Below are 22,414 nucleotides of genomic sequence, written 5' to 3'. Positions count from 1 at the left end.
TCACGCTATCTGTAAAAGATAGCGTGAGTTTTTTTAGTCGTATTCAATTTAAACGCGTTGATGATCGGCACGCCATAGTTTTATAGTCTTTTTAATAGCATCTGCTGATAACTCTTCAACTACTGCACGTTCAGCTAACGCTACTACTTCCGCATCAGGCGCAAAACGCAAGGCAATTAGTTGTGACTTTGTTAGGCGCGGATCTAGACGATTTCCTGTCAGCATAAAATAGCGCAATTGTTCTTCCGTACAAATCAAACGATCTTGTAACGTAAGTGCGTAAATTCGCGCGAGCATTCCTGGAATAATCGCAAGGATAATAATTGCAAATATCAAAAATAATTGCATCGAAAATCCATTTTCCACAAATTGATAAATTCCATAACTAGCCGTTGTTAAAAGCAACACAAAGCTTAACGGTACCCAGAAAAAAAGCTGTAACCTTGGGTAACGCACATGTTTTTCATACGATTGTTCTTTCATTTTTTCACTCCTTAACTCTCTACAGGGGCATCATACTATACTGCAATACTTTTTCCTATTTTATTGCTTATGAGCCCAATGAAGTTTCGGTTAAGTTCCACAGTTTCAAAACCTCCCACACGACACCTGTCTTGACACATAACGTGACACATACGATAATTTAAGACAAAGGATTATCGAAAGGACAATGCAATGTGAGAAAGCAACTAAAACTTGGAACCATGATTCACGGAGCCGGTGAAAAAATTTCGGATTGGCGACATCCCGCTATGCCTGCGGGTGCCAGTGTCAGTTTCGATTTTTATAAACAGCAAGCGCAAACTTCAGAACGCGGCAAATTTGATTTTGTTTTTATTGCAGATGCTCTGTACATCAACGAAAAATCAAACCCCCATTACTTAAATCGCTTTGAACCGTTAACGATTCTTTCTGCACTCGCTGCAGTAACGTCGAACATCGGACTCGTGAGCACGTTATCCACCACCTATAGCGAACCGTTTTCTGCTGCAAGACAGTTTGCTTCATTAGACATGTTGAGCGGTGGTCGCGCTGGATGGAACGTAGTAACTTCTGGACTAGAAAAGACGGCATTGAATTTCAGCAAACAACTCGACGATCACCCCAGTCACGCCGAACGCTACCGAATGGCTGCCGAGTTTGTTCACGTCATGAAAGGCTTATGGAATTCGTGGGAAGATGATGCATTTGTTCGCGATAAAGAGTCCGGACAATTTTTTGATCCAGCGAAATTGCATACGTTAAACCACCAAGGCGAATTCTTTTCTGTCCAAGGACCATTAAATATTGGCCGCTCACCACAAGGACAGCCGGTCATTTTCCAAGCTGGTTCATCTAAAGATGGCATTGCTTTTTCTGCCCAACAAGCAGATGCCGTATTTGCCATTATGCCGAGAATAGAAGAAGCCACGCATTATTATAAAAACGTTAAAGAACAAGCCCGTTTGAGCGGTCGTGAGCCTAGCGACTTACTAGTCTTACAAGGCATCAGCCCCATTATCGGCGAGACTGCAGAAGATGCCGAACGAAAATACCAAGAACTGGCGAGTTTAGTTACTACCGAACAAGCTCTCGCTTTTTTGGGTCGTTTGTTTGAACACCATGATTTTTCTCAGTACCCACTAGACGAACCGTTCCCGGATATCGGAACCATCGGCAAAAACAGTTTCCAAAGCGATACCGATCGCATTAAAAAAGAAGCACGTCTCGAAAACTTAAGCTTACGTCAAGTGGCTTTGCGCGAAGCAACTCCTCGCACACCTTTTATGGGCACACCTGAACACGTCGCTAATTTGATCGAATCGTGGTACCAACAACACGCAGCAGACGGCTTTATGATTATTGCCAATTTGCCAAGCGAACTCGAAGCGTTTGTCGACCGGGTGGTGCCGATTCTGCAAGCACGCGGGATTTTCCGGAATGAATACGAAGGAACGACATTGCGTGATCATTTGGAGTTGCCTTATAAGAAACAAGTGACTGATACGAAATTCAAAGATAAAGAGATAAATATAAAAGCATAAAAAAGCCTCTCAAAAATTCAATGAATTTTTTGAGAGGCTTTTAGAGTTAGATTTTGATTATTAGGATGATAAACACTTTAACCCTTACTGTTACCGGGGTTAAGATACTTATTACATCATGCCGCCCATGCCGCCCATATCAGGCATGCCGCCGCCTTGTCCTGCTGGTTCTGGCAAGTCTGCAACAACAGCTTCAGTCGTCAAGAACATTGCCGCAACAGATGCTGCGTTTTGTAATGCTGAACGGGTAACAGAGTGATAATTCATATTTTTTTAGTAGGCATACCACTTCTCGATATTTTCTAACTATTTCTATTATAAACCTGTTATAGCTTATTGTGAAGCTAGTATGATACCGCTGAAATATCAGCACTTTAAAAGCAATGATTTCCAACCATCCATTATCAAATTCTTCACTACTATTAATGATTATTTCAAAGTATCATTCAATTTTTTTGCAATCTCATAATCACTTTTAATTCCTCAATAGTAAAAGCAGGTCTACTTTTATGTAACATCGCATGGCAGTTTGGACAAACAGGCTTCAAATCATTTATAGGATCGATTTCATACTCTTCTCCAATCGCACTAATCTCTATCTCATGATGTACATGAATAAATTTTTGACCAATCTCACCATACTGCTGCTCAAAATCCATTTCACAGACTAAACAGTTGTAACCGTAATAATCTAAGCATGCTTTTCTAGCTAAAGGATTTCTTTCGTAACGTGTTGTTGTAGCTTCAGTTCTAGCTCCCTCAATAAACCTTTTACGCTTCTCACTTTCGAAACCTCTAGGAATGTCACTTAAACTTCTTGTTAATCCCCATACGATATGGGCTGGTTTAGCATCCTCGAAATCTTTCACATAACCAAGACCTTGAAACTTAAATTTCACATTACCGCTATCTTCTCTAGTAAAAATATATACTTCATTATCCCCGCTCATCATTTTCACCATACTAGGTGTATGTATAGAACTAGTCCCTTTACTGAACCAGTACAAACTATTTTGCGTCAAAACATTAGAATAGTTATGACCCGTTCTGCCCGCCATTCCTAAGTTCGCAAATAAAAAATATGCATCTTCAAATGGAGCATATCCAGTCCCCCAAATCCCCCCTACACTATCTGGCTCAGGATGATTAATTATTGCCTTAACTTCTTTCCGACTATATTCTTCATTTGAAATAAAGTTAAACTTCATTTCTTCACGATCCTCTCAATTATGTTTAGGAACACTATTTGAACTTTTAAAATTGCATCGCGTACTTCATAAAAATATTTTTTGCTCATTTCAACTCAACTACTTTAATTCTGAAAAGGAGTGAAGCATTACTACCATCGATACAATATCTTCACCTAAAATCTTCGCAATCAAATCTCTAACGAATCCATGTTATAATTACTCTTGAAAACCCTGGACTTTTCTGGCTATTTGTTAGATAATATTAATATAAAGTATGTAATTAATTTATGGAGTGATAATGATGACACCAATAGCAATAGACTTATTTTGTGGTGCAGGTGGATTTAGTGAAGGTGTAATCCAAGCTGGATTCCACATCGTTTTTTCATCTGATTTAAGTATAGATGTAGAAAAAACCTACACCCATAGACATGAACAGTTAGGCTTTGTTCATGGAGTTAATACATATTTTTCGAGAGCCGATATTAACGAATTACCTTCTGAAAATATTCAATCGGCAATTCAAGGCATAGATATGTTTAACGGTAGAGTGGTCCCACAAATAGATGTAATTTTTGGAGGTCCACCTTGCCAAGGCTTCAGCAGAGCGGGAAGGCGTAATCAAGACGACCCTAGAAACAGACTCTTTAGAGAATACCTAAGGGTTGTAAACGATATTAATCCTAAATATGTTGTTATGGAAAACGTAGAAGGTTTTATGGATACTAAAATGGATGGTTATGTGGGGCTAACTGGACATGAATATCCTGAAAGAAGTTTGATGCCCGAGATATTAATGAATGAGTTTTCACTATTAGGCTACCGTACACTGCAGCCAGAAATTTTAGATGCATCCAATTATGGTGTGCCACAAAGAAGAAAACGGGCTATTTTCATTGCATATTTAGATGGGCAAACTGCCCCTGCTTATCCTGAGCCAACCACACCAAATGAAGAAGACAAAGTGAATGTTTTCGATGCAATTAGTGACCTTATTGTTGATACAAATATAAAAGAAGGTACCTTTAGAAGCCACTCTCAGTATCAATTAGAATCCATAAATGGTAGAACGATGTCACTCGCAAATAATACCATTAGTTCAAATGGGCATGTTTACAATCACGACCTATCAAACCATGGACCTCTTATCGTTGAAAGGTTCTCATTGTTTCGTGAGGGAGAAAGTTCTCCAATGTTAAAAAAACGGATTAAAGATAATGGTCTTGAAATTATTGAATACCCACATCTGTTGGAAGAAAGTAAATCTGCACTTAAAAATATTTTTTCTACGGAACAAATAATATCAGGTTTCGCGACACCGCCTGTTAGTAGTCAATTAATTGAATCTATTCTTACAAAGAAAAATAATAGGTTTAGGTATAATAGGCACAGAGTGTCTCCTACCGTTGTTACCCTACCAGATGATTTTTTATCTCCCTTTGAAAATCGTATACCAAGTGTTCGCGAATTGGCACGGTTACAGTCCTTTGATGATAGCTTTGAATTTCTTGGTAAAAGAACCACTGGTGGTATGAGACGAGGCTTAGAAGTTCCTCAGTATTCACAAGTAGGAAATGCTATCCCGCCACTATTAGCGAGAGCCATCGCTATCGAAATACGAAATGCATTAGAAAATTGAGTACGCAATAAGGTGGTTTTCTCTTTGCGTACTCATTAACTTAAATATTAAAATAGGAGTATGTTGTTCTTAAATTTGGTAATTCTACCCTAAGACGTGCAGCTAGACTAGTAGTTGAAGCTGAAGAGAAGTTTCTACCAAATATATCTTTTATCGAGTTAGCTACCGACGCTCTCGAAGGATAGCCCCAATAATTACCTCCTGAAAGGTTTTGTACTCTTCTCACACAAGTACTTGTGTGATTGATTTTGCTCATCTTTACTGTAGGTACTGTTACAAAAGAATAACTAAACTTCTTTAAATCCCTAATTGAATATAAAGAAGTGCCTACTACAATTGAATGTCTGCTGAACCCACTAGAAGAATAAATCATATCCCATAGCATAGGTACTTGAGCATTATCATTCCAATTTGTTTTACACTGTATAACACCGATTTCTAAATCATTAAAATCTCTACTCAGTAAAGCATTAGATATCTCGAGAAAGTTGTATTTCTTGCCTGATAATGTTGGAATTAAGTTTCCAACATCATTTCTTATTGAAATACTGTGTTTATCTATACTCGTGTAATCACTTTTTTCAGGGAATGTTATTGCAATTAAGTCTGATTCAGTATTAGAAGGAAATGTGCCATAGCTAACTGTTAAAGCCTCTCTTACTGGTGTTGGTAAGAGAGCTTTTTTTTGTTTAAAGACGACTGTACGGCTACCAACTAGACATAAATTCAAATACCAGCATATCAGAGCCTCCCATACATTGCCTCCTGTAGAAACGTCTTCTTGCCTACGTCCCGCAACTCCAGTCGATCGAAATATATCTCCTAAATTATCTCCTAGATTCAAAACGTTATTAGCATTTAATGGACTAATTTGCCCTTGGATACCTTTTTGCCAAACTGCCCAAGCAGTTTCAAAAGTCTTCATTTTAAATATTTCTTGAATTGCTTCTTGTCTTAAATGTTCAATGATATTCTGCGACATTTTTAATCTCCTCATATATTATTTTCGACTAATTACCTAGATTTTTAATAAGGTCTTTAGATTTAATCAATAGATACATTATATCAATTTTTCTACTAATAACAAATTTGTATAATACTTGATTTTACTATTAATTAAGAAAGTTCATTCGGTTTTTTCCAAGCAAATAATCTTTCTGACGTAGATACACCTACCTCTATATCTTAGCCCCTAATGAGTACTAGAAAATGTGATAATACACCCCGCCCATCAGTACCAGCAACTGAACGTCCTGCCCTTGCTTTTTTTGAAATATCAGTTTCAGAATACGTTCCTATCTAAGTTACCGTTCTAAATATACTTCTAACTGCATCTGAGTTGTGTATTCAGAATTTTTTTGAACTAACTACGCTTACTACCAATAAACTTTTCAATCGCAATCTGCTATGTACAAAACTGATTAGTACTGAAAAGCTATAACGCGTACAACCTATTTATTCAAGAAGATTACAAATTATCACGTATCGATAGCCACGATCCTATCACTTTCTGCAGTTCTCCATTCTAATTCAATTAACTACCTATCATACTTCTCTACGACTTTCACATACTTTACTTTTCATCCGATAGAGGAATTCTACCTTTCGAAACTTTTAGATACTCAGATTAAAGTTACAATATTAATCTACTCTTTAGTTTAGTTAACGCAAATACTGCATGAAAGTTCATTCATTGAGTTCTTATTTGAATTTTGAATCAGGACTTCTTAAGTTAATTGGAAACTCATCTATCTTCGGTCCTTTAACCATAGTTAAGCGGTACAAGTAATCACTTACTCAACTTTATTTGATAGTACATAAAAAGACACCTACAATTCCAGTAGATGTCTTTGTTAATTTAATTATGCTTTCTGTCAAATGTGGGGTCAAATTCCCATTCAACATCAATTGAAGAAGATTTATGAGTAAGTTGATTACCACAAGAAGTACATGTAGCTATAAACTTATCTTTCATTGGATAGTTGCCATCGCCTTTTACATTATACGGTTGCCCACAACTGCACTTATAAGAGTATATTGTCATTTTGCTTTCTCACCTCTCTGTATATAGTAGCCTTACTTACCTTTGTAATTTCCTCAATCTCCTTGACAGTCATCTTATTCGTATCTCTATTGTAGAATAACTCCAAAGCGTGTTGCAACCCTTTGTGCTTCTCAGTATATGTATGAGGTCTTCCTTTATAGACACCTCTTTGCTTTGCCAACGCAATACCTTCCATTTGCCGCTCCTTAATCATATCTGCCTCAAACTCAGCTATACCACTAAGTACAGTTATCATTAATTTGCCAATTGCAGTAGATGTATCTACTCTATCGCCACCCATGTTTAATACAACGAGATTGACATTCATTTCATTTAACTGCTCAATAGTGCTGAGTGCATCTTTCGTTGACCTAGCAAATCGATCTAGCTTAGAGACGACTATAGTATCTCCTTCGGAAACTGTGGAAAGAAGAACTTCAAACTCTATTCTTTTCTTCTTGTCTCTTCCACTTACTTTTTCTTTGAATATCTTCTCACACCCATTTTCACTTAGAGCGTTTATTTGTGTCGTTAACTCCTGCCCCATTGATGATACCCTAGCATATCCATATCTCATTAGTAATCCTCATTTCTTTTATGATTCATGTAAATGACACTCTCTGAAGTCAAGTATAGCAACAAATCATAATTGTATCAATTGGGTTTACTCAAATGATACAAAAAATATTATTTCTACTAATTTCAAATCTAGTATTAAATTTTATAAAAAAAAAGAAAGAGTGCATTGATTAGCACTCTTTCTTTATGTTTGTAATTATTTGCTTTCCGAGACAATTTAGCGTCTTTATTATTTTTGTCTTGCTCGTTTACTTGCTCGTTTACTTGCTCGTTGTCTTGCTCGTTGTCTTGCTCGTTGTCTTGCTCGTTGTCTTGCTCGTTGTCTTGCTCGTTGTCTTGCTCGTTGTCTTGCTCGTTGTCTTGCTCATTGTCTTGCTCATTGTCTTGCTCAATTTGATACTCATATCCAATAGTAAAATCTCCAATATTACATTCTACACTGAATACTGGATTCATAATTAAAGCACTTAGCATTGTACCCACTCCAAATTTCTTGAATTTAGACGCTAAATTCTTGAATGCCCCAAGGAGTTTTGGCTCGGAAAACAAATAATTTATACTACTAATTATAACATATATTTACTAATTAGTCAATTCTAAAACCTATTCGACTATATTTTAAAACACTTAACAATACTTAGTTAAACCTATATTCTAAAGGTAATTATGTTGATTCTGTTTTAACTTCTCAATCGATCCATCGATGTTATAAATCTAAGCTTAATTAAATTCATCTTTATACTTTAGTTAACTCTGAAATTTTCCTACACACCTTTAAATTGACTTCCAAAAGTTGTTGTTGTACAGTAACAACAACAACTAAACGAAATGAGGTGCTGTATTGAAATTAGTAAAGTTAAACCTTACAGAAAATGAGTACGCAAATATGTATAGTCAAGCTGTGGAAAACGGCTACGCTAGCGTCCCAGACTATCTACGCTATTTATTATTTAATGCTCAGCCAGACGTCGTTGTTAACTACGATGAACTTTTAAAGCAATTTGCGAAAGCAGTTTCACAAAAAAAGGATACTAAAGAGTTTAAAGTACGTGACTGTTTCGAGCAGAATGTCTGGAAGAATATAGATATCTCAGCTAGAAGAAATCTCGGTCGGATGATTATGCACAAAGTAGAAAAAGACAATTGGCTTTCTATTGTACCTACTAAAAAAGATTCTGGTAATGCACAATGGTATAAAAGAGGGGATAAATGATATGAAAACAAAATACATAAGTCAACTTCCTACTGAAATGGTTACAGCTATTTATAAAGACGTTCAAGACTCCCTTTATGAAATAGGACTCAGAGACACTGAATTATCCGACTCAGTTGAAAGTGCAATGAATAGTAGACTTTGTGATTTAGAAGATACAATCGACATTACCAAATACTTAACTGTAGAAGAATAGCAATTCAATTAACCTTTTGAAAGCAGCAAACGGATTTAAATATCTACGTTATACTTTTTCATTTTGATATCCACTTTATACAAAAAGACTCTGGTACTGAAATATCTAATTAGTATTGAGTTAATAAAATCAGAGTTATATTAACTCAATCCACTTTGCAAAGTAAGTTGAATTATTACTATTATTTGCTTTACTACACAGAAAAGAAGATTGAAATATAGATATTTCTTATTCTTCTGATACGCCTTCTGCACCACCTTTAAATTTTTCTTTCGTAGTTCTATATTGAAATTCCGCTTCCGCTACCGCCCATTCAGCTGTATGTTTTTTATGAATCCATCTTGTGCAGTAGTTCTTCGAAATCGAATTATTTATATGAAAGTGTACAAAATATAAAATTTCATACTCATGCAATGCTTTTAGATACTCTACAACCGATCTCCTATTAATTCCTGTTCCTTTTACAACCGTATCAATTTTCATATATGACATTGGAACATTGCTTAAACTATAGAAAATGTTACCAACCATATTTAAATACGTAGCAAATATTTTTGGCTTATAATCGCTTTTCATTTCATTAATTCTTTGAATATCTGCATAAAATACTTTAGCAAAACCATATTCCTCGTCCTTCCCTGTTGGTTTAATAAAGTAATTTTCAGCATTTTTGATTTCTGTAACAGTACTTAACATTGCCCTATCCTTAAATATCTCGATATGCCCACTCTCCTGTAGATTGAGCAAAGATTCTTTTGCCCTCGCCTTCGTCATGCTTTGTTCTGTACTCACACCAACAAATTTCATGATATGAGTAACACCAGTATATGCCACACCTTGAAAATTATTTGCCAACGATTTAATTATTGCTAGATGATAGACTCCTAGCTCGCCATTCTTCCCCAGTTTTTTGGTATCCATTAGTGATTTTGACATCTTGATAAATGATTCTTGACCCTCTAACTTTTTTGTTGATAATGTTTTAGTTTCCAAACTTTTTTAACTCCTTTTATTTCCTTAGTTTTTGTATTTGATTGATAAACTTTTAGATTTTTTTGTTGAGCAGCAACTAAGGAGGCTTTGCCGACTTTTGCTGTACATTTCTATCTACTTAATATCTTCTATCTATTAATCTTCTATCTATTCCCTCTGCAATTTCTTCAATTACCTTTGATTAATTCTAGTGTTAATGAGATCGAGGGGACACCTAAAATTAAGGTGCCTTTATTTAGGGAACCACCTTAATTTTAGGTGTACTTAGTATAACAAGCGCTATACTACACCTAAAATTAAGGTGTAGTATTAAGTTCTTCATCTCCACAAATGTACGTTTAACTAATTCTCACATCGCTATACTGTTTATTCCCAATTGTTATAGTACCTTTAGTAAAACGTTTCTGTGCAATTGGTTGGGCATATTCTAAAGAAAGCATTGGTCCTAGAATATCTCTGGGAACTTCTCTAATAACCTCTATTAGAATCCGCGCTCCCTTACTGATATTACATCCTTTACACAGTATCCAAGCATTTTCATCACTACTAGCTGTGTTAGGCTTACACATACTTTGTGGAAGTCTATGGTCGACCTCCAATTTTTCAGTGTTATTACACATTTGACAGAACCTTCCGTACTTCTTGAATACCAATTGTTTCTGCTCTTTAGTAAAATCTCCACCGTTTATTCTGCGCATCTTTTCTCGATAGTTGTTACATTCCTTACATGCACTAGTTAAATTATCGGCTTTATTTCGGTCCTTACTGAACTCCTCAACGTTTTTTCTCTTACTGCATTTGCTACATATTTTTTTCATAAATTTAAGCAATTAATAGATATTACTATGCTATTAATATTACTCATTCCTCACTTTCTATAATTGAATTTGGAGATTGATTAGAGCAACTCAAAAGAAATCTATTAAACAAAAGTCACGGTCTGAAAAGCATTGTCTATTTTGTTTATTTGAATTTAACGTATCGCCTTAATAATCCTATGTACTTAATTATACATATTGGAAAATTGACTTTTCGGACCTAGTTTCCCCAGAAAAAAGCTGGTGTTTCTGACATTTTGACCCCAAAAAGCGTGTCAAGGACTTTTTTTGCTCTTTTTTCAAAAAAACTGGTCTCGTTTAACCCTAGTATTTTGTTACGAAATCTTCATCTACCTTTAAATTTTTCTTTGTAATACATCAAAATTAACAACTGAAAAATCTTAGTAAAAGCAACTTATTCATTATAGAAACCATACGTCTCGTATCGGTATTTTTTACCCATTTTTGGTGTAGATCGATGCGCTGACTTTAATTTTGGAGATGACCATACAAACCGTTATGAAAAAACTAGCTACTAAAGAGTTTAAGCGATTAATCAAGAGCATTTTAAATCGATCGATAGGGACAATGTAGTGATTCATCTCATATTATAATTATTCAAGCAGATTTTTTCTTTTATCATTTTGTAAGTATTTTGAGTCTATTAATAAAAAAAAAGAGCAGCATCACGCCGCTCTTTAATTCATATATCTAATTTATTCAATGGATTATGTTTATCGTTTTGTTCTTTAAGTTCATTCCCCCACATTGCTACGTACCTCATCGTTACATTTATATTTTTGTGTCGCATCATCTTCTGTATCGCAAACGCAGACATGCCACTCATAGCCAGTCTGTGGCAGAATGTATGTCTAAAAGTGTGAGGAGAAACTCTAACGTCCGCAAAGTTCATATGGGTTTGTAAATTCTTAAATACCAACATAATAGAGTTATCTGTCATTGGGGTATTATCACGATTTAAAAATACATACTCATGCTCTATACCAAAGAAATTCTTACAGAAAATCTTATACACTGAAAGTTCTTTAACGAGTTTCCCAGTCATAAAAATCGTTTCATATTGACGATTTTTACCATGTACACTCATCGTTGCATTCAACATATCAATATCTGACCACTTAAGGTTTATTACCTCCTTCCTTCTCGTTCCTGTTCCAAGTAGCAATATTATTAACAAGTAACCACGGTAACTGAAATAACTTTTCTCTCTACGTCTTAAACTTCGATAGTAAGCTAACATTTGATGTATTTGCTCATCTGTAAACACATTAATCTTCACATCTTCTTTTTGCAGCTTCACTTTACTAGCCATATTTTCACTTACCATCTTTTCTTCAATAAGATAATTATAGAAGGCGCGAATTCTCATGATTTTCGTATTTATCGTACCTGCCTTATTGCCCTTTTTTTGACAATCAACTAGATAACTCCGTACATGACTATGTCCCACATCTTCAACATTAATTACACCAAGTTCAAGACAATACTCTACAAACAGTCCTAATGTCCTCTCATAGTTCCCAATATTCACTTGTGTTGTATTTTTAAACTTTCGGTCTGCCAAAAAATCTTGATATGCAAATTTTAAAAGCATAAAAAATAACCACCTCTCCAATTTTCTGAGAAGTGGTTATTCCTATACTAATAAATTATGAATTAGACAGCTTCTCAAATTAGAGAAACTTTTCTTCTACATCATGCCGCCCATGCCGCCCATATCAGGCATGCCGCCGCCTTGTCCTGCTGGTTCTGGCAAGTCTGCAACAACTGCTTCAGTCGTCAAGAACATTGCCGCAACAGATGCTGCGTTTTGTAATGCTGAACGGGTAACTTTAGTTGGATCAACGATTCCTTCTTCTACCATGTTCACCCATTCGCCGTTCGCAGCGTTATAGCCGATTCCGACTTCTTCTGTTTTCAGACGGTGAACGATGATTGACCCTTCAAGTCCTGCGTTTGTTGCGATTTGACGAACTGGCTCTTCAAGCGCACGAAGTACGATGTTGATACCTGTTGCTACGTCGCCTTCTTGTGATTCAAGAAGTTCTGCTACTTTGTTGTAGACGTTGACTAATGCTGTACCACCGCCGGCAACAATTCCTTCTTCTACAGCTGCACGAGTTGAGTTCAAGGCATCTTCAATGCGAAGTTTGCGTTCTTTCAATTCTGTTTCTGTAGCCGCTCCGACTTTGATAACTGCCACGCCGCCAGCTAATTTCGCTAGACGTTCTTGTAGTTTCTCTTTGTCGAATTCAGAAGTTGACTCTTCTAATTGGCTGCGGATTTGTCCAACGCGTGCAATGATGTGCTCTTGGTTGCCAGCGCCTTCTACGATTGTTGTGCTTTCTTTCGTTACAACAACTTTAGATGCGCGACCTAGTTGTGAAATGTTTGTTGTTTTCAATTCAAGCCCTAGATCCTCTGTAATCACTTCTGCGCCTGTTAATGCTGCAATATCCTCAAGCATTGCTTTGCGGCGATCACCGAAGCCTGGTGCCTTTACAGCTACTGCGTTAAACGTGCCACGCAATTTGTTAACTACTAATGTCGCTAACGCTTCGCCTTCAACGTCTTCAGCAACGATAAGTAACGGTTTGCTTTGTTGAACCACTTGTTCAAGGACTGGTAAGATTTCTTGGATGTTGCCAATTTTCTTGTCAGTTACTAAAATAAATGGATTTTCTAAAACAGCTTCCATTTTATCTGAATCAGTTACCATGTATGGTGATTGGTAGCCGCGATCAAACTGCATACCTTCCACAACATCAAGTTCTGTTGTAAAGCCACGTGATTCTTCTAGCGTGATTACGCCGTCGTTACCAACGCGCTCCATTGCTTCTGCAATCAGTTTGCCGACTTCTTCGTCACCAGACGAAATCGCTGCAACTTGTGCAATGGATTCTTTGCCTTCGATTGGTTTTGAAATCGCTTTTAACTCGCTAAGTGCACTTTCAACAGCTAGTTCAATTCCGTGTCGAATGCCGACTGGGTTTGCGCCAGCTGTAACGTTTTTCAAGCCTTCACGGATCATAGCTTGTGCAAGAACGGTTGCAGTAGTTGTACCGTCACCTGCGATGTCGTTTGTTTTAGAAGCAACTTCCGCAACAAGTTTTGCGCCCATGTTTTCAAAAGCATTTTCAAGTTCGATTTCTTTTGCGATCGTCACACCATCATTGGTGATTAACGGCGAACCGAATTTTTTCTCAAGCACTACGTTACGCCCTTTTGGTCCAAGCGTTACTTTTACTGTGTCTGCTAATTTATCTACGCCTCTCAGCATTAAACTACGTGCGTCTTCGCTGAACTTAATATCTTTTGCCATGTTTAGCTTCCTCCTGTGTCGTTGGTTTATTTTAGCCTAAAACTGCTAATATATCGTTTTCACGTAAGATCAAATATTCTTTGCCTTCATATTTTAATTCAGAGCCTGCGTATTTCGAGAAGATAACGCGATCGCCAGCTTGCACGTCTAATGCTGTGCGCTGTCCGTTTTCACGAATAAGTCCATTTCCTACAGCGATCACATGGCCCTCCTGCGGTTTTTCTTGTGCTGATCCCGGTAAAACGATACCGCTTGATGTTTTTTCTTCCGCTTCGATGAGCTCAATAATTACACGATCTCCTAGTGGTCTTAACAAATGAAACACCCTCCTCAAATTATCTAAATGTTCTCGATTAGCACTCTCAACCTCTGAGTGCTAACCCATTAACAAGTTTAATAAAGTTTTCAGTCTTTTGCAAGTAGGAACTATTATGATTTTGATTTCTTTGCGGTTATCTTCTGAAAGCTCTACAATAAGAGAGAGCTTAAAAGTGAAAGGAATTACATCATGCCCGACAAACAAAAAAAATTTATAGACAACTTCTTAAAAAATGAACGATCAACCAAAACGAAAAAAAGTAACACCTATCGTCCCAAATCCAAAGGCAAAAAAACCCCGCTTTATGTATTGTTAATTTTCATCGTCGCACAGCTTTCGCCGATTTTGTTTATTAGCCCTACCATGAGTTATTTCCAAGGGCAAGGTATGGACCGTCAAGCTGCGGGAATTGCTACATCCGGCTGGTTAATCTTTTTGACTATGGGAATTGGCTTTATCTTAACGCTTATTGTCGTGTTCCGAGACAAACGCTTTTTTGATATTTGGAAAGGTAAAAAGTCGTCTCTCCTTATGTCGATTGTTTGGGGCTTTCTCGGCTTTTTGTTGTTACTTATCGGCCAATCGATTGCCGCTTTAATCGAAATGAATTTTCTTGGCATAGATCCTGGTTCTGAAAACACCGCTTCATTAGTGAGCATTGCTGAAGTGGTTCCACTCGCGATTGTATCAATCGTCTTGTTTGGTCCAGTTCTAGAAGAACTGGTTTTCCGTCGTGTGTTGTTTGGTTCTCTAAATCAGACAACCAATTTCTTTTTCGCCACTGCGGTGAGTGCCTTGACGTTCGCATTGATTCATTTCGACTTTACGCACCTGTTGCTGTATTTCACAACAGGATTGATCTTGGCGTTTTTATACCAAAAAACAAAAAGCATCATCACGCCCATCATCGCCCATATTCTTTTGAATAGTTACGTGATGGTTATTCAACTGAATATGGACAAAATCATGGAATTCCAAAAACAACTGGAAAATCTGCAGTAAAAAAAGCCTTCCCCGAATCAATTCGGTGGAAGGCTTTCTTGTTGGTCTTCAATTGCTTGTTGCTGCTCTGCTTTTAAGAATTTGCGGTAGCCGATTTTCGCAATCATGACACTAAATTCGTACAAAATAATAAGCGGTAACGTGACGATCATATGTGAAACGATGTCGGGCGGTGTAATAAACGCCGCAATAATAACCAACCCAAGATACGAAAACTTACGATACTTGGTCATCAACATTGGTGTAATAATTCCGAGTCTTGTTAAAAACAACATCACTACCGGCAGCTGGAAAATCACGCCGAACGGCAACGTAATTTGGAACAAGAATTGAAAATATTCATTAATGCCGATTGTTTCCTGGATATTCATATTATCGGATATGTTCAACATAAATCCGATAACGTATGGAAACAAGATTAAATAGGCAAAAGCAATTCCACCTAAAAACAATAGTACAGAAAACGGAATATAACTTAATGTAGCTCTCCGCTCTTTATCGAGAAGTCCTGGGCTAATAAACGCCCAGAATTGGTACATGATCAATGGTGAAGTCATGATTAACGCTAAAATCATTGTCACTTGCATAAAAATCTTTAACGGATCTGTAATTTTAAACGCATTTAACGTAAGATTTTTAGCTTCTTCGGTATACTGCAAATACTGAATTAGCGGTTGTGCAAGGAAAAAACTCACAATAATCGCTAATACAAAGAAAACGACTAGAATGGTCAGCCGTTTTCTGAGTTCTCCTATATGTTCAATTAATGTCATCTCATTTTCTGGCATTAGACAAACATCCTATCGTATTTCCTTTTGCTCTTCTTTCTTTTTCAAATCTACTTTATCGTCGTCATCGTCTACAAGTCCTTTTGTAGCGTTTTTGAACTCACGTAAAGACGAACCGAATGCTTTTCCAAGTTCCGGTAATTTTTTCGGACCGAAAACAAGTAAAGCAACAACACCGATAATGATGATACTCATTGGACCTGGCATACGTTGCACCTCCTGTATTATGGCTCTATTTTACATCATTCTAGCGGGTTTGGCTATTTCCAAAGGCTGTTGAAATGTGAAGGTTTTAAGTCATTGTTGCTTGATTTGGTAGATCAAAGTTTGAAGCTCTACTGACAAATCGATGGTCTGGACGCGAATATGATCAGGCACCGAAATTCGAACCGGGGTGAAATTTAAGATTCCTTTAATATCGGTTTTCGCTAAACGATCTGTCACTTCTTGAGCTGACCGGGAAGGCACCGTTAAAATAACCAGTTCCACACCATATTCTTTAATCTTTTCCTCAATCATATCCGGGTGATACGTATCAATTTCGCTGATCTTCTCGCCTTCTAACGGACTATTAGAATCAAATGCGACGATAATTTTCGTATTATGGTTGCGGTGGAAATTATACTTTAAGAATGCACTGCCTAGTCCACCAACGCCGATCAATGCGACATTGGTCGCTTCGTCTTGGTCTAATGTTTTGCGGAAAAACAGCAGTAATTCTTGAACGTCATAGCCGTAGCCTTTTTTACCAAGAGCGCCTAGATGAGAAAAATCACGGCGAATCGTAGCAGAATCAATTTTCATCGCTTCACTTAACTCCTGCGAGGAAATCCGTTTTTGTCCGGCGTTCGCGAAGTTTTGAAGAAAGCGATAATATAGCGGCAGCCTTTTAGTTGTGGCTTGGGGAATTTTAGATGTCTCGTGTAACATACGCTTTCGCATCCTCCTGAGGTGTTGTCAAATCGCTTTCATCTTACAGTAGGAGCCTTGATATGTAAAGGCTTGTGCAATTGCGAACAACCGCTCTATCAGCTACACTTAAAGAGAATAGAGGTGACCTACATGATTGTTTTACAAGTAAACCAAGTCCATAAATCATTTGGCGCGGAAGAGATTCTCTCAGGCGTCAAATTAGAAGTACAACACCGCGACCGAGTGGCATTAGTAGGCCGCAACGGCGCAGGAAAATCGACCTTATTGAAAATCATAGCTGGAGAGATGTCTTACGATAGCGGCGATATTAGCATGCCGAAAGATTTGACAATTGGCTATTTAGAACAACAATCCAATTTAGAATCAGACGCGACTGTTTGGGATGAAATGATGAAAATTTTCCATCATTTCCGTGAACAAGAAGCGAAACTTCGTCATCTAGAAGCTCAAATGGCCAATCCCGACATCTATAACAACCCTGAAGAAAACGACAAAGTGATGAAAGAATACGATTCTTTGCAACATGACTTTAAAGATGCAGGCGGTTATCAATACGAATCGGATACACGCGCGATTCTTCACGGCATGAAATTTTACCCGGACGATTACGACAAAAAAGTGACGTCTTTATCGGGTGGGCAAAAAACACGGCTCATGTTGGCCAAACATTTGCTTAGCAAACCTGAGCTCTTAATTCTCGATGAGCCGACCAACCATTTGGACATCGAAACTTTAAGCTGGCTGGAAAACTTCTTGAAGAATTATCCGGGTGCTTTGCTCATTGTTTCCCATGACCGATATTTCCTCGACCAAGTGGTAACGCTTGTCTATGAAGTATCTCGTCACCGCGTTAAAAAATACAGTGGGAACTACAGCAGATACTTGGATGAAAAAGCGAAGCAATACGAACTTGACCAAAAGCAATTTGAAAAACAACAAGGGGAAAAAGCCAAGCTTGAAGATTATGTCCAGCGCAACTTAGCCCGAGCTTCCACAACGAAAATGGCACAAAGCCGCCGGAAAGTCTTGCAGAAAACCGATTGGATGGAAGCCCCCGATGGCAGTGAAAAGTCAGCAAGCTTTGGTTTCACAATTGGCAAACAAAGCGGTAACGACGTGTTAAATGTTCAATCGTTAGCTATTGGATATGGCACCGAACCTGTATCAAAAGACATTTCATTAAAACTATATCGGCAAGAAAGTTTAGCGCTCGTTGGACCGAACGGTGTCGGAAAATCCACTTTGCTAAAAACCATCATGAAAGAGCTGAAACCACTCGAGGGTGATATTCATTATGGCACCGGGATTCAATTTGGCTATTACGACCAAGAACAAGCTAATTTAAAAGGTAATAAGCTGGTATTAAACGAATTATGGGATGACTATCCTCTGATCAACGAAAAAGACATACGTGGCATATTAGGACGCTTTCTATTTACCGGTGACGATGTGCTAAAACCTGTCTCTACTTTATCGGGTGGCGAAAAAGCGCGTGTGGCACTTGCGAAGTTAATGATGCAAAAAGCTAATGTGCTGTTACTCGATGAGCCAACCAATCACTTAGACCTCGACAGTAAAGAAGTATTGGAAAATGCATTATTGGATTATCCGGGCACATTGCTTTTCGTTTCGCATGACCGTTACTTTATGAACCGCATTGCCACAAAAGTTAGCGAACTTACGCAAGATGGCACGACCGAATACTTGGGTGACTACGATTATTATGTCGAGAAAAAACTCGAAATCGCTGAACTAAAAGCACTGGATGAAGCCGGTTCGGTCACTGAAGTAAAAGCGCCAGTTGCTGCCTCCACTTCGCAGATAGACAAAGAAGCGAAAAAACTCGAACGCCAATTGGTTCGACAATCTGAAGAAATTGAACAAACGATGGAAAAATTAGATTTACAAATTACTGATATCGAAGAACAACTATGCAAACCTGAAATCTTCCAAGATCATGAACGGGTGCTGCCACTTCAAAATGAGTTAGAAAAACTTAAATCGTCTCATGAAGAAGTTATGACGCATTGGCTTGAAATTCAGGAAAAAATTGAAAATATTTAATTAAAACCGGCTATAGCATAGCCGGTTTTTTTGTTACTATATATAGGTCAATAGCTATTTATGAAATATTTATTTCCACAGATTTCTCCACATACTCGATATTGTCTTATCAACTGTCAACAGACTTTTACACATTATCCACAGGCAACTTAAATGTTATCCACATAGTTTTCCACTTAGAGGTACACAATATGTAGAATACCCACCCTTTATCCTCTAGTTACAAACAGTTTATTAACAAATTGTGCATAAGTACAAATGTTCTCTATTGACAGAACAATTATCATCATACGTATAAAAGTCTGAATTTTATGGTAAAAAAAAGCAAGTAATTTCACACATTCCAGTTCTCTGAAATGATGAAATTACTTGCTTTTATTAAATCCATGATGTTAATGGCATGCCTGGTCGCCCATTCATCGCCATTGTACCAAAAATTCCTTTTTCGTACATAACTGTTCCTGCTGCTGCAATCATAGCTGCATTATCCGTACATAATGGCAATGAAGGAATATAGAAAGGAATTTCTTTTTCTTGAAATGCAGATTCCAATGATTTTCTCAATCCTTTATTCGCTGCAACGCCACCTGCTGCAATCACTTGACGAACGTTATATTCTTTAGCAGCACGAACAGTTTTACCCGTTACCACTTCTACTACACTATTTTGGAAACCAGCTGCTACATGTTCAGGTGCTACAGTCTCTCCGCGCTGCGCTGCATTGTGCATATAATTTAAAACCGACGATTTTAATCCACTAAAACTGAAATCATAAGATCCTTCTTCGAGCCAAATCCTTGGAAACGTGATGGCTTCTTCACTAGCATGCGCCAAACGATCAATATGAGGTCCACCAGGATAAGGTAGATTTAATGTTCGTGCCACTTTATCATAAGCTTCTCCAGCTGCATCGTCACGTGTTTCTCCAATAACGGTAAAGTCACCATGTTCTTTCATATAAATCAGCTCTGTATGGCCACCTGAAATAACTAAAGCAAGAAGCGGAAACTCCATTTCCTGTTCTAAACGGTTGGCATATATATGACCTGCAATATGATGAACTCCTACTATAGGTAGTTGATGAGCAAAAGCAAAAGCTTTAGCAGCGTTGACACCGATCAATAAAGCACCCACTAATCCGGGTCCTTCTGTTACCGCAACTGCAGTTAATTGATGCGGTTCTAGTTGGGCCAATCGCAATGCTTCTTCAATGACCAAAGTGATTTGTTCAACATGATGTCTTGAAGCGATCTCAGGTACAACACCGCCAAAACGTTTATGGCTCTCGATTTGAGAAGCTACAACATTTGAAATGATCTCCGTTCCATTTTTAACAACAGAAGCCGCTGTTTCATCACAACTTGTTTCAATTCCCAATATATAAATGTCTTTATTCATCGAATCTCACCCACATAACTATGGCATCTTCGTAATTATCCGTATAATATCGCTTACGAATGCCACCATTTTTAAATCCTAATTTCCGGTAAAGATTTTGAGCTACTGTATTGCTGACTCGTGCTTCTAATGTCATTAACACGGCACCTTGTGCTTTCGCTGTCTCAATTGCCGCTTCCATCAAACCGCCGCCTAGTTTTTTGCCACGATGGTCAGGGTGAATAGCGATATTGGTAACATGTGCTTCATCCATTACGAGCCACATTCCACAATACCCGACAATGCCTTCATCCGTTTCAGCAATCACATAATACGCATGCTCATTAATATTCATTTCATTATAAAAAGCATCTTTAGTCCAAGGCAATGTAAAAGACAATTTTTCAATTTCATAAACCACATCTATGTCTTCGACAGTCATTTTTCTATAATTCACTATTTCACTCATAAACTTTTGCCTTCTTGAGCTTTATTGTAATTCGCTTCTGCTTCTGTGATGCGACGATACTCAGGAACCGCATGGTGAACTGCGCTTTCCTCAGATTTTTGAGCCAACATAATTAGATTTGATGCGCGTGGCAACCTGTTTGAAACTCCGCTCCATTGTGCCTGTACACCAAGCACTTCTGTAATAAGTTCTTCGTGCAATTTAACATCTACTCCGGTAAACAGCACAGGTCGATTGAGTTCTTTAATTTTGAGCAAGAATTCTTTTACGTCGCTATGCTGATCAGCAAGAACGGATGCTAAGCCAATGCCTTCATACAAGCCGATAAAAGCTGTCCCACGGCGAGCATCCATTATGGGACAAACTAGTCCTTCAAACCCCTGCTCATTTGCTGCAAGCACCTTTAAACTAGAAACAAGATGAAGAGGGATTTTTAATGACCAAGCCAATGTTTTTGCAATGGTTAAGCCAATACGTACACCCGTGTAAGAACCCGGTCCTTCAGCTACTGCAATATGCGTCAATTCAGCAGGTGTGATTTTTGCCTTTTTCATCATTTCTTCAATTGCAGGCATAGCTGTTAACGAGTGGTTGATTTTTAAATTAGATGTTTCTTCTATTAAAACTCTTCCATCTTCGATTAACGCGAGAGACAAAGGAGAATTTGAGGTATCAATTCCAAGATAGATCATAAGTTTAGCTCCTTACAAAGATTTTCATACCGTATGCCTATTGGATTTAAGGTCATCTTTCGTCCCTGTTCAGACTGTCGGTTGATGGTGATTTCCAAGCGTTCTTTTGGCAAATATTCTTCAACGAATCTTGCCCATTCTACAACTGATACCGCTTCGCTATTGAAAAATTCATCAAAGCCGATATCTTCGTCGCTGTTTTCAAGACGATAGACGTCAAAATGATTTAAGTCTAAACGCCCTGAGTATTGTTTTAAGATTGTAAAAGTTGGACTGTTTACCATACGTTGAATCCCAAGACCCTTAGCTAGGCCTTTTGTGAAAGTAGTTTTTCCAGCACCCAAATCTCCTTCAAGCGTTAGCAGATCTCCGGGTTCTAATCGTTCTGCAAGATCAATTGCAAAACTTTCGGTTTCTTCTGGCGAATTCAGCTTTTTTGTATATGTCATTGATCATGTCACCTCTATTGAGTCTTTACATAGTTTAGCGAAATAGCTGTCGTAAATCAAAATATATCGTTTTTCCCATAAGAGTTAATGTCTTTTCAACAAAAAAAATGAACACAGCATGATCGCTGTGTTCATCATCAAAATTACGGTCCCGACCGGGATCGAACCGGCGATCTCCTGCGTGACAGGCAGGCATGTTAACCGCTACACCACGGGACCAAAAAAAATAAAACAGACCAGCGACGTCTTACTCTCACAGGGGGAAACCCCCAACTACCATCA

General features: G+C 37.8%; 23 protein-coding genes, 1 tRNA gene and 1 pseudogene. 6 read left to right on the top strand and 19 right to left on the bottom strand.

Annotation, left to right across the window (positions count from 1 at the left end; translation table 11 throughout):
* Positions 1 to 48: 48 nt before the first annotated feature.
* Positions 49 to 483, bottom strand: a complete 435-nt coding sequence (locus tag MLE13_RS09920) for a DUF6526 family protein (RefSeq protein ID WP_240749554.1) — start codon at positions 481 to 483, stop codon at positions 49 to 51.
* Positions 484 to 704: 221 nt separating this feature from the next.
* Here MLE13_RS09920 and MLE13_RS09915 point away from each other — a divergent pair, with 221 nt between their 5' ends.
* Positions 705 to 2,024 (top strand): LLM class flavin-dependent oxidoreductase, encoded by a 1,320-nt coding sequence (locus MLE13_RS09915; protein WP_240749668.1) that lies wholly within the window; start codon positions 705 to 707, stop codon positions 2,022 to 2,024.
* 111 nt (positions 2,025 to 2,135) lie between these two features.
* Here the strand turns inward: MLE13_RS09915 and MLE13_RS09910 are convergent.
* Positions 2,136 to 2,276: pseudogene (locus MLE13_RS09910) on the bottom strand (hypothetical protein); the annotation flags it as partial.
* 194 nt (positions 2,277 to 2,470) lie between these two features.
* Positions 2,471 to 3,232, bottom strand: a complete 762-nt coding sequence (locus tag MLE13_RS09905) for an HNH endonuclease (RefSeq protein ID WP_240749553.1) — start codon at positions 3,230 to 3,232, stop codon at positions 2,471 to 2,473.
* Positions 3,233 to 3,515: 283 nt separating this feature from the next.
* On the opposite strand from MLE13_RS09905, the gene MLE13_RS09900 reads away from it, so the two are divergent.
* A complete protein-coding gene (locus MLE13_RS09900) occupies positions 3,516 to 4,853 on the top strand; it encodes a DNA cytosine methyltransferase (RefSeq protein ID WP_240749552.1) in 1,338 nt (445 codons plus the stop codon).
* Between the two features lie 40 nt (positions 4,854 to 4,893).
* On the opposite strand, the gene MLE13_RS09895 is transcribed toward MLE13_RS09900, so the two are convergent.
* The 3 genes from MLE13_RS09895 to MLE13_RS09885 all read right to left on the bottom strand — a co-directional run bounded on the left by MLE13_RS09895 (position 4,894) and on the right by MLE13_RS09885 (position 7,950).
* The gene (locus MLE13_RS09895) at positions 4,894 to 5,835 is read right to left on the bottom strand and encodes a hypothetical protein (RefSeq protein ID WP_240749551.1); all 942 of its coding nucleotides are present in this window, start codon (positions 5,833 to 5,835) and stop codon (positions 4,894 to 4,896) included.
* A 1,042-nt stretch (positions 5,836 to 6,877) separates the two neighbouring features.
* Positions 6,878 to 7,474, bottom strand: coding sequence for a recombinase family protein (locus MLE13_RS09890; protein ID WP_240749550.1), 597 nt, complete (start codon positions 7,472 to 7,474; stop codon positions 6,878 to 6,880).
* 137 nt (positions 7,475 to 7,611) lie between these two features.
* Complete coding sequence (locus MLE13_RS09885) at positions 7,612 to 7,950, bottom strand: hypothetical protein (protein WP_240749549.1); 339 nt, start codon at positions 7,948 to 7,950, stop codon at positions 7,612 to 7,614.
* A 367-nt stretch (positions 7,951 to 8,317) separates the two neighbouring features.
* On the opposite strand from MLE13_RS09885, the gene MLE13_RS09880 reads away from it, so the two are divergent.
* Together MLE13_RS09880 and MLE13_RS09875 are read left to right on the top strand one after the other, a co-directional pair.
* Positions 8,318 to 8,689, top strand: a complete 372-nt coding sequence (locus MLE13_RS09880) for a DUF1413 domain-containing protein (RefSeq protein ID WP_240749548.1) — start codon at positions 8,318 to 8,320, stop codon at positions 8,687 to 8,689.
* 1 nt (position 8,690) lies between these two features.
* A complete protein-coding gene (locus MLE13_RS09875) occupies positions 8,691 to 8,885 on the top strand; it encodes a hypothetical protein (RefSeq protein ID WP_240749547.1) in 195 nt (64 codons plus the stop codon).
* Positions 8,886 to 9,113: 228 nt separating this feature from the next.
* Here the strand turns inward: MLE13_RS09875 and MLE13_RS09870 are convergent, their stop codons facing one another.
* The 5 genes from MLE13_RS09870 to groES form a co-directional block, all read right to left on the bottom strand.
* On the bottom strand, positions 9,114 to 9,878 hold the full coding sequence (locus tag MLE13_RS09870) for a hypothetical protein (protein ID WP_240749546.1): 765 nt from the start codon (positions 9,876 to 9,878) through the stop codon (positions 9,114 to 9,116).
* Between the two features lie 338 nt (positions 9,879 to 10,216).
* Positions 10,217 to 10,498 carry a hypothetical protein gene (locus MLE13_RS18060; RefSeq protein ID WP_430905210.1) on the bottom strand — a complete coding sequence of 94 codons (282 nt, stop codon included), beginning with the start codon at positions 10,496 to 10,498 and terminating at the stop codon, positions 10,217 to 10,219.
* A 901-nt stretch (positions 10,499 to 11,399) separates the two neighbouring features.
* Positions 11,400 to 12,311, bottom strand: coding sequence for a tyrosine-type recombinase/integrase (locus tag MLE13_RS09865; RefSeq protein WP_240749545.1), 912 nt, complete (start codon positions 12,309 to 12,311; stop codon positions 11,400 to 11,402).
* A gap of 96 nt (positions 12,312 to 12,407) precedes the next feature.
* Complete coding sequence (gene groL / locus MLE13_RS09860) at positions 12,408 to 14,039, bottom strand: chaperonin GroEL (RefSeq protein WP_240749544.1); 1,632 nt, start codon at positions 14,037 to 14,039, stop codon at positions 12,408 to 12,410.
* A gap of 31 nt (positions 14,040 to 14,070) precedes the next feature.
* Positions 14,071 to 14,355, bottom strand: a complete 285-nt coding sequence (groES, locus tag MLE13_RS09855; RefSeq protein ID WP_008429894.1) for a co-chaperone GroES — start codon at positions 14,353 to 14,355, stop codon at positions 14,071 to 14,073.
* Between the two features lie 192 nt (positions 14,356 to 14,547).
* On the opposite strand from groES, the gene MLE13_RS09850 reads away from it, so the two are divergent.
* Positions 14,548 to 15,360 carry a CPBP family intramembrane glutamic endopeptidase gene (locus MLE13_RS09850; RefSeq protein ID WP_240749543.1) on the top strand — a complete coding sequence of 271 codons (813 nt, stop codon included), beginning with the start codon at positions 14,548 to 14,550 and terminating at the stop codon, positions 15,358 to 15,360.
* 17 nt (positions 15,361 to 15,377) lie between these two features.
* On the opposite strand, the gene tatC is transcribed toward MLE13_RS09850, so the two are convergent.
* The 3 genes from tatC to MLE13_RS09835 form a co-directional block, all read right to left on the bottom strand.
* A complete protein-coding gene (tatC, locus tag MLE13_RS09845) occupies positions 15,378 to 16,148 on the bottom strand; it encodes a twin-arginine translocase subunit TatC (protein WP_240749542.1) in 771 nt (256 codons plus the stop codon).
* 12 nt (positions 16,149 to 16,160) lie between these two features.
* Positions 16,161 to 16,355: a twin-arginine translocase TatA/TatE family subunit gene (locus MLE13_RS09840; RefSeq protein WP_240749541.1), complete on the bottom strand. Its 195-nt coding sequence runs from the start codon at positions 16,353 to 16,355 to the stop codon at positions 16,161 to 16,163.
* Positions 16,356 to 16,445: 90 nt separating this feature from the next.
* Positions 16,446 to 17,078, bottom strand: a complete 633-nt coding sequence (locus MLE13_RS09835) for a redox-sensing transcriptional repressor Rex (protein WP_240749540.1) — start codon at positions 17,076 to 17,078, stop codon at positions 16,446 to 16,448.
* A 132-nt stretch (positions 17,079 to 17,210) separates the two neighbouring features.
* Here MLE13_RS09835 and MLE13_RS09830 point away from each other — a divergent pair, with 132 nt between their 5' ends.
* Positions 17,211 to 19,145, top strand: coding sequence for an ABC-F family ATP-binding cassette domain-containing protein (locus tag MLE13_RS09830; protein ID WP_240749539.1), 1,935 nt, complete (start codon positions 17,211 to 17,213; stop codon positions 19,143 to 19,145).
* Positions 19,146 to 19,523: 378 nt separating this feature from the next.
* On the opposite strand, the gene tsaD is transcribed toward MLE13_RS09830, so the two are convergent.
* The 5 genes from tsaD to MLE13_RS09805 all read right to left on the bottom strand — a co-directional run bounded on the left by tsaD (position 19,524) and on the right by MLE13_RS09805 (position 22,351).
* Positions 19,524 to 20,543 (bottom strand): tRNA (adenosine(37)-N6)-threonylcarbamoyltransferase complex transferase subunit TsaD, encoded by a 1,020-nt coding sequence (gene tsaD, locus MLE13_RS09825; RefSeq protein ID WP_240749538.1) that lies wholly within the window; start codon positions 20,541 to 20,543, stop codon positions 19,524 to 19,526.
* On the bottom strand, positions 20,536 to 20,991 hold the full coding sequence (rimI, locus tag MLE13_RS09820; RefSeq protein WP_240749537.1) for a ribosomal protein S18-alanine N-acetyltransferase: 456 nt from the start codon (positions 20,989 to 20,991) through the stop codon (positions 20,536 to 20,538). The genes tsaD and rimI overlap by 8 nt, the downstream gene beginning before the upstream one ends.
* Positions 20,988 to 21,683, bottom strand: a complete 696-nt coding sequence (gene tsaB, locus MLE13_RS09815) for a tRNA (adenosine(37)-N6)-threonylcarbamoyltransferase complex dimerization subunit type 1 TsaB (RefSeq protein WP_240749536.1) — start codon at positions 21,681 to 21,683, stop codon at positions 20,988 to 20,990. Before tsaB ends, rimI begins: the two co-directional genes overlap by 4 nt.
* Positions 21,680 to 22,132, bottom strand: a complete 453-nt coding sequence (tsaE, locus tag MLE13_RS09810; RefSeq protein WP_240749535.1) for a tRNA (adenosine(37)-N6)-threonylcarbamoyltransferase complex ATPase subunit type 1 TsaE — start codon at positions 22,130 to 22,132, stop codon at positions 21,680 to 21,682. The genes tsaB and tsaE overlap by 4 nt, the downstream gene beginning before the upstream one ends.
* Before the next feature lie 146 nt (positions 22,133 to 22,278).
* Positions 22,279 to 22,351: transfer RNA gene (locus tag MLE13_RS09805), tRNA-Asp, on the bottom strand.
* Positions 22,352 to 22,414 lie beyond the last annotated feature (63 nt).

The sequence above is a fragment of the Planococcus halocryophilus genome, assembly GCF_022489025.1.
GTDB classification, from domain to species: domain Bacteria; phylum Bacillota; class Bacilli; order Bacillales_A; family Planococcaceae; genus Planococcus; species Planococcus halocryophilus_A.
This window is presented reverse-complemented; position numbering and strand designations above follow the sequence as displayed.

Excerpts from the sequence above, each read along its gene's own strand:
- MLE13_RS09920 (WP_240749554.1), bottom strand. The coding sequence starts at position 483 with ATGAAAGAACAATCGTATGAAAAACATGTGCGTTACCCAAGGTTACAG.
- MLE13_RS09915 (WP_240749668.1), top strand. The coding sequence starts at position 705 with ATGATTCACGGAGCCGGTGAAAAAATTTCGGATTGGCGACATCCCGCT.
- MLE13_RS09905 (WP_240749553.1), bottom strand. The coding sequence starts at position 3,232 with ATGAAGTTTAACTTTATTTCAAATGAAGAATATAGTCGGAAAGAAGTT.
- MLE13_RS09900 (WP_240749552.1), top strand. The coding sequence starts at position 3,516 with ATGACACCAATAGCAATAGACTTATTTTGTGGTGCAGGTGGATTTAGT.
- MLE13_RS09895 (WP_240749551.1), bottom strand. The coding sequence starts at position 5,835 with ATGTCGCAGAATATCATTGAACATTTAAGACAAGAAGCAATTCAAGAA.
- MLE13_RS09890 (WP_240749550.1), bottom strand. The coding sequence starts at position 7,474 with ATGAGATATGGATATGCTAGGGTATCATCAATGGGGCAGGAGTTAACG.
- MLE13_RS09885 (WP_240749549.1), bottom strand. The coding sequence starts at position 7,950 with ATGCTAAGTGCTTTAATTATGAATCCAGTATTCAGTGTAGAATGTAAT.
- MLE13_RS09875 (WP_240749547.1), top strand. The coding sequence starts at position 8,691 with ATGAAAACAAAATACATAAGTCAACTTCCTACTGAAATGGTTACAGCT.
- MLE13_RS18060 (WP_430905210.1), bottom strand. The coding sequence starts at position 10,498 with ATGTGTAATAACACTGAAAAATTGGAGGTCGACCATAGACTTCCACAA.
- MLE13_RS09865 (WP_240749545.1), bottom strand. The coding sequence starts at position 12,311 with ATGCTTTTAAAATTTGCATATCAAGATTTTTTGGCAGACCGAAAGTTT.
- groL (WP_240749544.1), bottom strand. The coding sequence starts at position 14,039 with ATGGCAAAAGATATTAAGTTCAGCGAAGACGCACGTAGTTTAATGCTG.
- MLE13_RS09850 (WP_240749543.1), top strand. The coding sequence starts at position 14,548 with ATGCCCGACAAACAAAAAAAATTTATAGACAACTTCTTAAAAAATGAA.
- tatC (WP_240749542.1), bottom strand. The coding sequence starts at position 16,148 with ATGCCAGAAAATGAGATGACATTAATTGAACATATAGGAGAACTCAGA.
- MLE13_RS09840 (WP_240749541.1), bottom strand. The coding sequence starts at position 16,355 with ATGCCAGGTCCAATGAGTATCATCATTATCGGTGTTGTTGCTTTACTT.
- MLE13_RS09835 (WP_240749540.1), bottom strand. The coding sequence starts at position 17,078 with ATGTTACACGAGACATCTAAAATTCCCCAAGCCACAACTAAAAGGCTG.
- MLE13_RS09830 (WP_240749539.1), top strand. The coding sequence starts at position 17,211 with ATGATTGTTTTACAAGTAAACCAAGTCCATAAATCATTTGGCGCGGAA.
- tsaD (WP_240749538.1), bottom strand. The coding sequence starts at position 20,543 with ATGAATAAAGACATTTATATATTGGGAATTGAAACAAGTTGTGATGAA.
- rimI (WP_240749537.1), bottom strand. The coding sequence starts at position 20,991 with ATGAGTGAAATAGTGAATTATAGAAAAATGACTGTCGAAGACATAGAT.
- tsaB (WP_240749536.1), bottom strand. The coding sequence starts at position 21,683 with ATGATCTATCTTGGAATTGATACCTCAAATTCTCCTTTGTCTCTCGCG.
- tsaE (WP_240749535.1), bottom strand. The coding sequence starts at position 22,132 with ATGACATATACAAAAAAGCTGAATTCGCCAGAAGAAACCGAAAGTTTT.